Below are 12,560 nucleotides of genomic sequence, written 5' to 3' on the forward strand. Positions count from 1 at the left end.
TTTGTTTGAGTCTGGTGACTGAATTATGTGGAAAACACTTCATCAACTTGCGATCCCGCCACGGCTCTATCAGATCTGTGGCTATTTTGTTCCGTGGCTGGCTATCGCCACCGTGGTGGCCCTGGCGACGGGCTGGATCTGGGGATTCGGCTTTGCTCCGGCGGATTATCAGCAGGGACAAAGCTACCGGATTATTTATCTGCATGTGCCTGCGGCGATCTGGTCGATGGGGATCTATGCCTCAATGGCGGTTGCCGCGTTTATCGGCCTGGTCTGGCAGATGAAAATGGCCAACCTGGCTGTGGCTGCGATGGCGCCGATTGGTGCCGTGTTTACCTTTATTGCGCTGGTCACCGGTTCCGCATGGGGCAAACCGATGTGGGGAACCTGGTGGGTATGGGATGCCCGACTCACCTCAGAGCTGGTGCTGCTGTTTCTCTATGTTGGCGTTATTGCGCTGTGGCATGCGTTTGACGATCGCCGTCTGGCCGGTCGTGCGGCAGGGATTTTGGTGCTGATTGGCGTGGTTAACTTACCGATTATTCATTACTCGGTGGAGTGGTGGAACACCCTGCATCAAGGCTCGACGCGCATGCAACAAAGCATTGATCCGGCGATGCGTTCCCCGCTTCGTCTGGCGATTGTGGGGTATCTGCTGCTGTTTATGACTCTGGCGTTGATGCGTATGCGCAACCTGATTCTGATGATGGAAAAACGCCGCCCGTGGGTGAGCGAACTGGTATTAAAAAGAGGCCGCCAATGACCAGCGCATTTGCATCCTGGAGTGATTTCTTCGCGATGGGCGGTTACGCCTTTTATGTCTGGCTGGCGGTGGTGATGACGCTGATTTCGCTGGGGGGACTGGTGCTGCATACCGTCTTACAACACCGGGCGATTTTACGCGGCGTGGCGCAACAGAACGCGCGCGAAGCCCGAATGCAGGCGGTGCGGACGCAACAGGAGGTCGCGTGAATATTCGACGTAAAAATCGGTTGTGGATAGCCGTTGCCGTACTGGGCGGTCTGGCGCTGACCATCACGTTGGTGCTGTATGCGCTGCGTTCCAACATCGACCTGTTTTACACGCCGGGCGAGATTATTTACGGCAAGCGTGAAACGCAACAGTTGCCGGAGGTTGGCCAGCGCTTGCGTGTCGGCGGCATGGTTATGCCGGGAAGTGTGAAACGCGCCCCGGATTCGCTCAAAGTTAACTTCAGCATTTATGACGCCGAAGGCGTGGTGGATGTCACATACGAAGGCATTCTGCCGGATCTGTTCCGCGAAGGGCAGGGGGTCGTGGTGCAGGGGATGCTGGGGGAGAACAATCATGTTCAGGCAAAAGAGGTGCTGGCCAAACATGATGAAAACTACACGCCGCCAGAGGTTGAAAAAGCGATGCAGGAAAACCATCGCCGCCCGGAAAGCGTCTACAAGGATAAAGCATCATGATGCCTGAGATTGGCAACGCGCTGCTGTGCCTGGCGCTTGGCGTGGCGTTATTGCTCTCGATTTACCCGCTGTGGGGCGTGGCGCGTGGCGATGTGCGCATGATGGCGTCATCGCGACCTTTCGCATGGCTCCTGTTTATTTGCGTCATGGGTGCCTTTATGGTGCTGGTGAATGCGTTCGTGGTGAACGATTTTACCGTGACCTACGTGGCCAGTAATTCCAACACCCAGTTGCCGGTCTGGTATCGGGTGGCGGCCACCTGGGGCGCGCATGAAGGCTCACTGCTGTTGTGGGTGTTGCTGATGAGCGGCTGGACGTTCGCGGTGGCGCTGTTCAGCCAGCGGATGCCGCTGGATATCGTCGCTCGCGTGCTGGCGGTTATGGGCATGGTTAGCGTCGGTTTTCTGCTGTTTATTCTGTTCACGTCGAATCCTTTCGCCCGTACATTGCCGGACTTCCCCATTGAAGGGCGCGATTTAAACCCGCTGTTGCAGGACCCTGGCCTCATTTTCCATCCACCGCTGTTATATATGGGCTACGTGGGTTTCTCGGTGGCGTTTGCCTTTGCTATCGCCTCGTTGATGAGCGGGCGTCTGGACAGCACCTTTGCTCGTTTTTCTCGCCCCTGGACGTTGGCCGCGTGGGTTTTCCTGACGCTCGGCATTGTGCTGGGCTCCGCATGGGCGTATTACGAGCTGGGCTGGGGCGGTTGGTGGTTCTGGGACCCGGTAGAAAACGCTTCATTTATGCCGTGGCTGGTGGGAACCGCGCTGATGCATTCGCTGGCGGTGACGGAACAGCGCGCCAGCTTTAAAGCCTGGACGCTGTTGCTCTCAATCTGCGCTTTCTCGCTTTGTCTGCTGGGGACTTTCCTGGTGCGCTCTGGCGTCCTGGTTTCTGTTCACGCGTTTGCCTCCGATCCTTCCCGCGGGATGTTCATCCTTGCCTTTATGGTGCTGGTAATTGGCGGCTCGCTGCTGCTGTTCGCCACGCGCGGACACAAGGTGCGTTCGCGGGTGAATAACGCCCTGTGGTCGCGTGAGTCATTGCTGCTGGGTAACAACGTGTTGCTCATTGCCGCCATGCTGGTGGTGTTACTGGGTACGCTGCTGCCGCTGGTGCATAAACAGTTAGGGCTGGGCAGCATTTCCATCGGCGAACCGTTCTTCAACACCATGTTTACCTGGCTGATGGCACCATTCGCGTTGCTGTTGGGGATCGGGCCGCTGGTACGCTGGGGCCGTGACAGGCCGCGTAAAATCAAGATGTTACTGGTTGTCGCATTTGTCACCACCCTGGTGCTGTCACTGCTGTTACCGTGGTTGTATGAGAACAAAATTGTCGCGATGACGGTCGTCGGACTGGCAATGGCAAGCTGGGTTTTTGTGCTGGCAATGGCGGAAGTGGCGCTGCGTATCTCGCGCGGCACAAAAATGAGCTTCAGCCATTGGGGAATGGTGGCCGGTCATGTCGGACTGGCGGTCACGCTGGTGGGGATTGCCTTTAGCCAGAACTACAGCGTTGAACGTGATGTACGCATGAAGGCGGGTGATAGCGTGGATATTCACGAGTATCGCTTTACGTTCCGCGAAGTAAAAGAGGTCGCCGGGCCAAACTATCGCGGTGGCGTGGCCCTCATTGATGTGACGCGAGAGGGCAAAGCGGAAGCGACGCTCCATGCGGAGAAGCGCTTTTACAACAGCAGCCGTTCGATGATGACGGAAGCGGCGATTGATGGCGGGATCACCCGTGATTTGTACGCCGCGCTGGGTGAAGAGCTGGAAAATGGCGCATGGGCTGTGCGGCTGTATTACAAACCGTTTATTCGTTGGATATGGGCGGGTGGGTTGCTGATGGCGCTGGGCGGGCTTTTCTGCCTGTTTGACCCGCGTTATCGCAAGCGCGCTTGTTCGCGCAACACCGCGCCGGAGGCTGTATGAAGCGCAACGTACTGTTGATACCTTTTGTTATTTTCCTCGTCATCGCCGCGGCGCTGTTGTGGCAGCTGGCGCGTAATGCTGAGGGGGACGATCCGACCAATCTGGAATCGGCGTTGATTGGCAAACCTGTACCGACTTTCCGGCTGGAATCGCTGGAGAATCCCGGTCAGCATTATCAGGCAGACGTATTAACGCAGGGTAAACCAGTATTGCTTAACGTTTGGGCAACCTGGTGCCCGACCTGTCGTGCGGAACATCAGTATCTGAATCAGCTTTCGGCGCAGGGTATCCGGGTGGTGGGGTTGAACTACAAAGATGACCGCCAGAAAGCGATCGTCTGGTTGAAAGAGTTAGGCAACCCGTACGCGCTAAGTCTGTTTGATGGTGACGGTATGCTTGGCCTCGATCTGGGGGTGTATGGCGCGCCAGAAACATTCCTGATCGACGGTAAGGGGATCATTCGCTATCGTCATGCGGGCGATCTTAACGCGCGAGTGTGGGAAAGCGAAATCAAGCCGCTGTGGGAAAAATACAGCAAGGAGGCCGCGCGATGAGATTTTTATTGGGGGTGCTGATGCTGGTGATCTCCGGTTCGGCGCTGGCCACCATTGATGTGATGCAGTTTAAGGATGAGGCGCAGGAGCAGCAATTCCGTCAGCTCACCGAACAATTGCGTTGCCCGAAATGCCAGAACAACAGCATTGCCGATTCTAACTCGATGATTGCCACCGACCTGCGACAAAAAGTGTACGAGCTTATGCAGGAAGGTAAAAGCCAGAAAGAGATCGTCGATTATATGGTGGCGCGTTACGGTAATTTCGTCACCTACGATCCGCCGTTAACCCCGTTGACACTGCTGCTGTGGGTACTGCCGGCAGTGGCTATCGGAGCGGGTGGCTGGATTATTTTTGCCCGTTCGCGTCGCCGTGTACGATTGAAACGGGAAGCGTTTCCTGACGAACTCCCCACGGAAGAAAAGCGCGCCGGGTTTGGTATCTACATTCCTGGGATTGTAATTGCCATTGTCATAGGGGCGGTCAGTTATTATCGGACCGGCAATTATGCACAGGTGAAAATCTGGCAACAGGCCACCGCACAGACGCCAGCCCTGCTTGAACGTGCGCTGGATCCGAAAGCTCAGCCGCTCAATGAAGAAGAGATGACGCGTCTGGCACTGGGCTTACGTACTCGCCTGCAAAGTGATGAGGGGAATACCGAAGGCTGGATTATGCTTGGGCGCATCGGCATGGTGTTGGGAAACGCCAGTACGGCGACGCAAGCCTATGCCAACGCCTACCGGCTGGATCCTAAAAACAGTGACGCGGCGCTGGGTTATGCAGAAGCGTTAACGCGCTCTTCCGATCCTGATGATAATCGACAGGGAGGCGAGTTACTGCGCCAGTTGGTGCGAAGCGATCATGCTAACGTCCGCGTGCTGAGCATGTATGCGTTTAATGCTTTTGAGCAGCAGCGGTATGGTGAGGCGGTGGCGGCCTGGGAGATGATGCTGAAATTACTGCCTGCCAACGATACGCGCAGGGCGGTGCTTGAACGCAGTATTAAACAGGCGATGCAGCAACTGTCGCCCCAGGCAGAGTAATCGGCGGATTGCCGGATAAGCAGCGTTATCCGGCATGCTGCTCTTTAATGCAGGCCGCGTGTTTGCAGAAACAGGATCGTCGCCGCGACGCGTGAACGCACGTTGAGCTTACGCAACAGATTGCGGATATGTACCTTTACGGTCTGTTCTGAGATGTTCAGCACAGCGGCAATTTGCTTATTAGACAGCCCCTGAGCAAGTTCATGCAGAACATCCAGTTCACGCTCAGTCAGCATACTGAAGGGGTCTTCTTCAGCGCCAAACATTTCCCGTTCACGCAGGTACTCACTGACGCGATCGCTGAAGACGTTGCCGCCGTTCGCGCCCTTGCGAATTGCATCCAGCAGAACTTCAGGATCACTGTCTTTCAGCAAATAACCATCAGCACCTGCGTCAATCAACGCGTAAACGTCGCTGGCAGAGTCGGAAACAGTGAGAATGATGATTTGCGCGGTGACGCCATCGCGACGCAACGCATTCAGGGTATCCAGCCCACTCATGCCTTTCATATTCAGATCAAGCAGGATCACATCGACGTCAAGACGGTTCGCCAGATCGATAGCGCTCGCGCCATCGCCCGCTTCAGCAACGACGTTAAATGCGCTATCCAGCTCCAGTAATTGACGAATGCCCCGCCGCATAAGCGGATGATCATCCACAATGAGCACCTGAAAAGGGGTTGCTTCAGGCATGCTGTTCTCCTGAGATTATTAGAATCATTATTGTTTTCAGCGTGTCAGTTTTCCAGATTCGTCGCGCTGATGAGAGCGTAAATTTTACCCTAATTTGTCTATGGGTACGTAGTAAAACCTGCGTGACTGAAAGGGCTTTGCGGGAAGAGATAAACGTCAGACATAAAAAAACCAGCCGTAAAAGGCTGGTTTTCTTGGGGAATTTTGGTCGGCACGAGAGGATTTGAACCTCCGACCCCTGACACCCCATGACACCGATTAAAATTCGCTGTAAACCGCGTCATTACTGGTGTTAGATAGTGTTTGTATGTATAAACAAACAGTGCTTTTTAAGCAAATTCTGCTCTATATACATCAATGGGTTAGGGGAGGGTTTCTCCCCATGCCATTTAGATGTTTAAGCTCAGATTAGACCTGCTGGTGTTCTATGACAAAACACAATCAAATCTGTCAATCAGGGTCGAATGTGCAGTGGTTTCTTTCAACATCTGGATATGACTAACCGTTCATATTGAAACCAGACTTTTTAAAATCCCGATATACTTCTGGGTTGGTAAAGGCTGGGAACTTAGCTTTCTCAGCAGCTAATTTTACCGCCTCGCAGTACTCTTTATTACCATTGCTGGTTGATATGTTCGAAGCCGTGCCATCCTGCGCAAATTCTATATGCAACCTACATTTCTTTCCTTTCCAGCTTTGTGGATCGGTTAGTTTGGAATTTACCGCTGCCCTGATTGCCCGAGCTTGTGCACCCCATTCATCTTGGTCATCCCAGTTACCTGAGCTACAGCTTCCCAATGCTGTGGTTTTATGGCAGCCAGGTGGATGTAACGGCGCGCACCCCGTTACTAGGTAGACTACAGCTGAAAGCATGATTATTTTCTTTACTATAGTCACTTGTTCACTCCTTGAAGTTTAAAATATCTATCTAAAAATCAGTCGCCTACTTCTTCATTTTTGTGTGTGTTTACAGCATGGTTTATATATTCATCATCTGAATGATACAAACTCTTTTTGGTAGTAACAGTAGGAACTGTAAAACGGTAATGTTCGAGATGTGTATGCTACGTGTCAGATTAGATATGGCTTTGTGCCTTACTAATCCGAACCAATGCAACTTAACCGGCTTTAATTTCCCCATGAGGTACCACGACCCAATCAATATGATTTTGCGTGTAGATCTTTGTCGATTTTGCATCGCTGTGGGCCATGCGACCTTGAGGATCTATGCCCTGTACGTCGAACAGGTGAGCAGCCAAAGCTCGTATTTCGTGAAAGGTTGGCCGTTTCTTCCAATGCCGGTTGTCGCATAAACCCAGCTTGTCACGCATAGCAGAGAATGACCGACTTAAGTAATCTGGGGCAACTTGAGTGGGGTGTGAAACCTCTTTGCTGCGTTTAACTTGCCGCTCCGGGAGCCTGTGAACGACAAACGGACTGGCCACATTATCGCGGCTATCGTCAATAATCCGCTTTAACTCCTCCCCAATCGGGATCGCTACGTGTGATGCCTCTTTCTTTTGAACCTTCTGCCTATGGATATACAATGTCCCATATATCCCGTTTTCAGTCTGCGCTAACCATACGCATCCGCAAACACCGTCTTTTGGTTCATTGATGGAGTAGCGGATCCGTGAAACCTCTAAACGAGCATGTGTCGTTTGTAATGCTAAATCCATAGCCGTTCTGAGCCAAGGTTCTGCGGAGCGCCTGATGGCTTTAAAGTTATCAAGTGAAAGGCGCTGGCGTTTCTTCTCTTCAGTCCTGCGCATTTTTTTACGGGTTGCCGGATTATCGAACATCAGCGATTCATCGACCGCATAGGAGAAGAGTTTTTTAAGAAAACTGACTTTCCTGTTTTGTACGTTTGCTGACGCGTCAGCATGGTATTGGTTGATGTACGCATTAACATGTTCCAGTTCGATATCACACGCAGGGATATTAATAAAAAATTCTTTCACGCGTTGAGAGTCGTTATTCCAATCCTCTTGTGTACCCTGAGATGGACGCTCGTCCTTAATAGCTCTAGCTATTATATGATCTACATGTTCAGCAAATGGTTTGGCTTCTCCTGTTACCCGACCAGATTCTCTTATGAGATTATCAACTGAAGGCGTGAGTGATGGTCTCATTCTTAGGTTGTATTCGCGGGCTATGGCAATTGCGATTGCCCTGTCTTTACCAATATTTTTTTCTTCCCTGTAACCAGAGTGAATTTATAAACACTGCGATCTTTATCAAAAATAAGATAATCAGGTAGATGTCGGTATTCTCTTTTTCTTGTTCTTGCTACCATGGTCAGCCCTAATTTATTAACTTACGAACTGCTTGTGTAAATAGACCCGTTTTAGTTCCAGGCATTTTTTGAGATCCCGGCCAAATTGACCCTGGCCCAAATTCAGTACAGTGCTAAATCAGAGATCTTCGTCTTTCTGGAGACTTCGGATGAATTCAGCCGGAGTCATGTCATTTAATGATGAATGTGTCCTTTCATGATTGTATTCCCGGCGCCAGCTGTCGAGTTTTTCCTGTGCATCTTCCAGTGACAGCAACCAGTGAATGTTCAGGCATTCATCCCGCAGGCTACCGTTAAATGATTCAATAAACGGGTTATCTGTCGGTTTTCCCGGCAATTCGTGGAAATAATGGAATGCAGCAACTGCCAAACGGCGGTGGGATAGTAGAACAATGGGGAAATATCACAATCCCGACAGGTATGGTTTCCCCCGGATATGTTGATGTGGTTTTCCCTGTTGCGTTTAGCTCTGCCCCTTGGCTCATCGCTCTGAATATTTTTAGCAATAATTTCGGGCGATTTGAGCTTTCATACAGTAATCCAACCGCAACTGGTTTTCGCCTTCACTGGTCATCAACTGCTACGTTGACTGTTACTCAACAGTTTTCATGGAGCGCAAAAGGGTACTGATATGAGCCAATTCGCTTTTAGTGCATCAAACAATATGTTTTTTTATTTCATCAATGAAAGAGCATTATAAGGCTTCGGGGATGTGGCCTGAAGATCTCGTGGGAGTTACAAACGAGACCGTAGAAATGTATACGGCACAACCACCAGATGGCATGTGCCGTGGTTCAGATAAAAATGATAATCCTGTTTGGGTTGAAATGTGAAAGAAATTTATTAACTATAGCCTGGCCTAAGCTAGGCTAAGTATCAATGAAGGTCTTTCAGGATCAAGCGATATCGCACTTACCGGAAACCACACCTGATCAATCTGGAAAACGGACGAAGGGAGGCGCTGCCAGTTGATGTGGGCGGCTACAATACTTCACGTCCTGTGTTTGGGGTAATTACCTATATCATCAATGACGCGAGGTTAGGGGAATTCGACGATTGCCCGGCTATGTGATCTGCCGGAATTATGCAGTAAAGTTGATAAGCTCCGTCGGTTTTTTTCCCCCAATGGCTCCCCATTAATTCCGCACTCAGAAAATAAGCATAAAAAAACCAACCGGTTAAGGTTGGTTTTCTGGGGGATTTTGGTCGGCACGAGAGGATTTGAACCTCCGACCCCTGACACCCCATGACAGTGCGCTACCAGGCTGCGCTACGTGCCGACTCGTGGGTGCTAATACTACCGCTTTCCACCACGAATGCAAGGGGATGTCTTGCTAACTGATTTATAATTAATCAGTTAGCAATGAATCGTTTCTCATCCGTCAGCACCTGCAACAATAGACTCAGCTGCGGTTTCTGGTCTTTTATCTTTTCACCACGCAGATCGTACGTTTGATAGTTGCCGTTATTTTTCAGCACCAGCGTCATTCCCGGCGTGGTCACCGCCAACGTGCTTCCGTCGGCAGCCGTTACCCAGTAATGGCGGCGTGTCGCATTGAAAAGATCCTGCCCCTGAGAGTACTCGTTAGCTGGCGTGCTCACGTGCAGTAACCGTTGCATCAATGTCGTCATGAGGTCGGTATGGTCAGTCAGGCTATTAATACGCTGCGCTGGCGTTCCTGGCCAGTGGATGACAAGCGGTACCTGCAGATGTCCGCGGGACCAGTCAAAATTGTTCTCTTCCTGAGTCAGAGGCACACCACGACCCGCAGTAATGATCACTACCGTGTTGTTCAGTTTACCGGCGTCTTGTAGCGCGGTAAGCACACGGTTAATTTGTGCATCAACATTTTCCGCGGCACGGGCATACCGTTTCGCAAAATTCTTCTGGTTACTGTCATCAATGTTGGTGCCGTTGAAGGAGACCCACGAGAACCAGCGGTTATCTTCCTGGGCGTAGCGACTCAGCCAGCTAATCCACTGACTCGCCGTTTGTGCATCAGACTGCGTCTGAACCGTCGGCATAGAGAAGTCTGACAGCAGCGCCTGGCGATAGAGCGGGCTGGTAAATCCGTCGGACGAGAATAAGCCTAACTGATAGCCTTGCTGATTCAGTGCTGAAATCAGAGCAGCCGGCGTTCTGGTCGACAAAATACCGTCCATATAGCTGGGGGATACGCCATAGAACAGGCCAAAAATACCGTTATCCGAGGTGTTGCCCGAACTCATATGACGGGTGAACGAAATACTCTGTTCTGCAAAACGGGCAAGCGCAGGCATCTGTTTTTCATAACGGGAATAGTTCAGACCATCCACCGTAATCAACAGAACGTTTTGCCCAGTCCCCATGTCACGGTATTGCAGATCGCTCAATGGATATTGTACGGATACCGCTTCCGGATTTCCCTGTTCCACCAGGCGGCGCTGATACTCTTGCGCATCCAGCAAACCGTGTTTCTCAAGAAAGCGGCGCGCCGTCATCGGATAAGAGAGCGGTAGGTTTGCGCGCTGCATGGTGATCGGGCGATAGAAGTTGGCATCAGCCCAGATGTACACCATATGCGAAGCAATAAACGAAATAAAAAGGAAGGCGGCAAGCGGCCTGGCAAAATGGCGACGACGCGTCAGGCTGCGCAGTTTCTGCCAGCTCCAGGTCGCAAACAGCATTTCGATTAGCAGAATAATGGGCACGCTGATAAACATCAGCTGCCAGTCACGCGCCATCTCGTTCTGGTCTGGGTTAATGACCAGTTCCCAGACAATGGGATTAAGATGCAGGTGGAAACGGGTGAAGACTTCGCTGTCGATCAACAGCAGCGTCATGCCCGCTGTCGCCAGGATGGCTGATAAGAAGCGCATCAGCCGCTGGGACATGACGATAAACGTCAGGGGAAACAGAATCAGCAGATAGGTGGCAAACACCAGAAAACTGAAATGCCCGACAATGCTCAGGTAGGAGTAGATACGACCCGCAAGCGTTGTCGGCCAGTCTGCGACAAACAGGTAACGACTGCCAAGCACCATGGCCAACAGAATGTTGAACAGAGCAAACCAGTGCCCCCAGCTAACCATCTGAGAGACTTTTTCACGGTAGCGCTGACGATGAGTTACCATAACCTGTCGTTATTTTCCCCGGAGCCGGTTCTTAGTGCGCTTTGTCTTCGTTAACCGAGGACTTCAGGGCACGGGCAAAAGAGTCTGCAATCGCCTGGCGTTGGGCCGGGGCAATGCTGGTGTTAATCAGGTTCGTCACCATGTTTCCCAATACCATCAGGGAAAGGTCGGTCGGCGCCTTATGTTTTTCCAGTACGTTGAGCAGTTCACTCAGTAATTGTTCAACGTGTTCGTCACTGTAGCGGGAATGTTGTGGCATAAATCGACATCAGTTTGTTCATGAAAGGGCAACATATTACCGTAGCAACAGTTTTTTTTCTGCTTTTTTATCTTCTATTGCGTCACTGACCAGCAGGTGGTTGAATACCGCCCGGTCTTAAAGGAGAGTTTATCATGAGTCTGGATATCAACCAGATTGCCCTGCACCAGCTTATCAAGCGTGATGAGCAAAACCTTGAGCTGGTCCTGCGCGATTCATTACTGGAACCGACAACCACCGTTGTCGAGATGGTGGCTGAACTGCACCGGGTCTATAGCGCGAAAAACAAAGCGTATGGCCTGTTCAGCGAAGAGAGCGAACTGGCGCAAACGCTGCGGTTACAGCGTCAGGGCGAGGAAGATTTTCTTGCCTTCAGCCGTGCGGCAACCGGTCGTTTACGTGATGAGCTGGCGAAGTATCCGTTTGCTGACGGCGGTATTGTGCTTTTCTGCCACTATCGCTATCTGGCGGTGGAGTATCTGCTGGTCGCGGTGCTGAACAACTTAAGCAGCATGCGTGTGAATGAAAACCTGGACATTAACCCGACGCACTACCTGGACATCAATCATGCGGATATCGTGGCGCGTATTGATTTAACAGAATGGGAAACCAATCCGGAATCCACGCGTTATCTGACTTTCCTGAAAGGTCGGGTAGGGCGCAAGGTTGCTGATTTCTTTATGGATTTCCTCGGTGCGAGCGAAGGGCTGAACGCGAAAGCGCAAAACCGGGGTTTGTTGCAGGCGGTGGATGACTTCACGGCAGAAGCGCAGCTGGATAAATCAGAGCGCCAGAACGTGCGTCAGCAGGTGTACAGCTACTGCAACGAGCAGCTACAGGCGGGCGAAGAAATTGAGCTCGAGTCGCTGTCGAAAGAACTTGCTGGTGTTAGTGAAGTAAGCTTCAGCGAGTTTACGGCGGATAAAGGCTATGAGCTGGAAGAGAGTTTCCCGGCCGATCGCAGTACATTACGCCAGTTGACCAAATACGCCGGTAGCGGCGGTGGGTTAACCATTAACTTTGACGCCATGCTGTTAGGCGAACGCATTTTCTGGGATCCGGCGACCGACACCTTAACCATTAAAGGCACGCCGCCGAATCTGCGCGATCAGCTGCAACGCCGGACGTCAGGCGGAAATTGATCGAATATGCCTGCTGGCGCTGCGCTCTTCAGGCATACGGTTCAATAAATGACAGAAACAAAAAACCCC

The 12,560-nt window shown here is 51.5% G+C and carries 12 protein-coding genes, 1 tRNA gene and 4 pseudogenes; 9 read left to right on the top strand and 8 right to left on the bottom strand.

All coding sequences use genetic code 11. The features are described from left to right. Nucleotides 1-25 precede the first annotated feature (25 nt). From JM656_RS07495 to JM656_RS07520, 6 genes are read left to right on the top strand one after another with little or no spacing between them, the layout of a single operon-like run. Nucleotides 26-763 carry a heme ABC transporter permease gene (locus JM656_RS07495; protein WP_203360620.1) on the top strand — a complete coding sequence of 246 codons (738 nt, stop codon included), beginning with the start codon at nt 26-28 and terminating at the stop codon, nt 761-763. Next, nucleotides 760-972 carry a heme exporter protein CcmD gene (gene ccmD, locus JM656_RS07500; protein WP_192612838.1) on the top strand — a complete coding sequence of 71 codons (213 nt, stop codon included), beginning with the start codon at nt 760-762 and terminating at the stop codon, nt 970-972. The genes JM656_RS07495 and ccmD overlap by 4 nt, the downstream gene beginning before the upstream one ends. Continuing rightward, nucleotides 969-1,448, top strand: coding sequence for a cytochrome c maturation protein CcmE (gene ccmE / locus JM656_RS07505; protein WP_203360621.1), 480 nt, complete (start codon nt 969-971; stop codon nt 1,446-1,448). Before ccmD ends, ccmE begins: the two co-directional genes overlap by 4 nt. Next, nucleotides 1,445-3,388: a heme lyase CcmF/NrfE family subunit gene (locus tag JM656_RS07510; RefSeq protein WP_203360622.1), complete on the top strand. Its 1,944-nt coding sequence runs from the start codon at nt 1,445-1,447 to the stop codon at nt 3,386-3,388. Before ccmE ends, JM656_RS07510 begins: the two co-directional genes overlap by 4 nt. Continuing rightward, nucleotides 3,385-3,942, top strand: a complete 558-nt coding sequence (gene dsbE / locus JM656_RS07515) for a thiol:disulfide interchange protein DsbE (protein ID WP_203360623.1) — start codon at nt 3,385-3,387, stop codon at nt 3,940-3,942. The genes JM656_RS07510 and dsbE overlap by 4 nt, the downstream gene beginning before the upstream one ends. Beyond that, complete coding sequence (locus JM656_RS07520; RefSeq protein ID WP_203360624.1) at nt 3,939-4,988, top strand: cytochrome c-type biogenesis protein CcmH; 1,050 nt, start codon at nt 3,939-3,941, stop codon at nt 4,986-4,988. The genes dsbE and JM656_RS07520 overlap by 4 nt, the downstream gene beginning before the upstream one ends. Nucleotides 4,989-5,032: 44 nt before the next feature. On the opposite strand, the gene narP is transcribed toward JM656_RS07520, so the two are convergent. From narP to JM656_RS07540, 5 genes and pseudogenes are all read right to left on the bottom strand, one after another. Next, entirely contained in the window at nt 5,033-5,680 is a 648-nt protein-coding gene (gene narP, locus JM656_RS07525; RefSeq protein ID WP_203360625.1) for a nitrate/nitrite response regulator protein NarP, read from the bottom strand. A gap of 150 nt (nt 5,681-5,830) precedes the next feature. Further along, nucleotides 5,831-5,930 (bottom strand): annotated as a pseudogene (locus JM656_RS22495) (hypothetical protein); the annotation flags it as partial. Between the two features lie 248 nt (nt 5,931-6,178). Continuing rightward, on the bottom strand, nt 6,179-6,553 hold the full coding sequence (locus tag JM656_RS07530; protein WP_203361238.1) for a cell envelope integrity TolA C-terminal domain-containing protein: 375 nt from the start codon (nt 6,551-6,553) through the stop codon (nt 6,179-6,181). 245 nt (nt 6,554-6,798) lie between these two features. After that, nucleotides 6,799-7,976, bottom strand: a pseudogene (locus tag JM656_RS07535) (recombinase). A gap of 118 nt (nt 7,977-8,094) precedes the next feature. Beyond that, nucleotides 8,095-8,310 (bottom strand): annotated as a pseudogene (locus JM656_RS07540) (transposase); the annotation flags it as partial. Between the two features lie 20 nt (nt 8,311-8,330). Here JM656_RS07540 and JM656_RS07545 point away from each other — a divergent pair. Beyond that, the gene (locus JM656_RS07545; RefSeq protein WP_203360626.1) at nt 8,331-8,606 is read left to right on the top strand and encodes a hypothetical protein; all 276 of its coding nucleotides are present in this window, start codon (nt 8,331-8,333) and stop codon (nt 8,604-8,606) included. A 259-nt stretch (nt 8,607-8,865) separates the two neighbouring features. Next, nucleotides 8,866-9,048: pseudogene (locus tag JM656_RS22265) on the top strand (LexA family transcriptional regulator); the annotation flags it as partial. Nucleotides 9,049-9,179: 131 nt separating this feature from the next. Here the strand turns inward: JM656_RS22265 and JM656_RS07550 are convergent. From JM656_RS07550 to JM656_RS07560, 3 genes are all read right to left on the bottom strand, one after another. Continuing rightward, nucleotides 9,180-9,256 (bottom strand) — tRNA-Pro (locus JM656_RS07550). 73 nt (nt 9,257-9,329) lie between these two features. Next, on the bottom strand, nt 9,330-11,090 hold the full coding sequence (yejM, locus tag JM656_RS07555; protein WP_203360627.1) for an LPS biosynthesis-modulating metalloenzyme YejM: 1,761 nt from the start codon (nt 11,088-11,090) through the stop codon (nt 9,330-9,332). A gap of 31 nt (nt 11,091-11,121) precedes the next feature. Then, entirely contained in the window at nt 11,122-11,349 is a 228-nt protein-coding gene (locus JM656_RS07560) for a YejL family protein (RefSeq protein ID WP_162379210.1), read from the bottom strand. Nucleotides 11,350-11,483: 134 nt separating this feature from the next. Here JM656_RS07560 and yejK point away from each other — a divergent pair, with 134 nt between their 5' ends. Further along, nucleotides 11,484-12,491, top strand: coding sequence for a nucleoid-associated protein YejK (gene yejK, locus JM656_RS07565; protein WP_192612831.1), 1,008 nt, complete (start codon nt 11,484-11,486; stop codon nt 12,489-12,491). Nucleotides 12,492-12,560 lie beyond the last annotated feature (69 nt).

This window comes from Citrobacter sp. R56 (genome assembly GCF_016811995.1).
In the GTDB taxonomy this organism is placed as follows: Bacteria; Pseudomonadota; Gammaproteobacteria; order Enterobacterales; family Enterobacteriaceae; genus Citrobacter_D; species Citrobacter_D enshiensis.

Coding starts and splice junctions, on each gene's coding strand:
- JM656_RS07495 (WP_203360620.1), top strand. CDS start 26: ATGTGGAAAACACTTCATCAACTTGCGATCCCGCCACGGCTCTATCAG.
- ccmD (WP_192612838.1), top strand. CDS start 760: ATGACCAGCGCATTTGCATCCTGGAGTGATTTCTTCGCGATGGGCGGT.
- JM656_RS07510 (WP_203360622.1), top strand. CDS start 1,445: ATGATGCCTGAGATTGGCAACGCGCTGCTGTGCCTGGCGCTTGGCGTG.
- dsbE (WP_203360623.1), top strand. CDS start 3,385: ATGAAGCGCAACGTACTGTTGATACCTTTTGTTATTTTCCTCGTCATC.
- JM656_RS07520 (WP_203360624.1), top strand. CDS start 3,939: ATGAGATTTTTATTGGGGGTGCTGATGCTGGTGATCTCCGGTTCGGCG.
- narP (WP_203360625.1), bottom strand. CDS start 5,680: ATGCCTGAAGCAACCCCTTTTCAGGTGCTCATTGTGGATGATCATCCG.
- JM656_RS07530 (WP_203361238.1), bottom strand. CDS start 6,553: ATGCTTTCAGCTGTAGTCTACCTAGTAACGGGGTGCGCGCCGTTACAT.
- JM656_RS07545 (WP_203360626.1), top strand. CDS start 8,331: ATGCAGCAACTGCCAAACGGCGGTGGGATAGTAGAACAATGGGGAAAT.
- yejM (WP_203360627.1), bottom strand. CDS start 11,090: ATGGTAACTCATCGTCAGCGCTACCGTGAAAAAGTCTCTCAGATGGTT.
- JM656_RS07560 (WP_162379210.1), bottom strand. CDS start 11,349: ATGCCACAACATTCCCGCTACAGTGACGAACACGTTGAACAATTACTG.
- yejK (WP_192612831.1), top strand. CDS start 11,484: ATGAGTCTGGATATCAACCAGATTGCCCTGCACCAGCTTATCAAGCGT.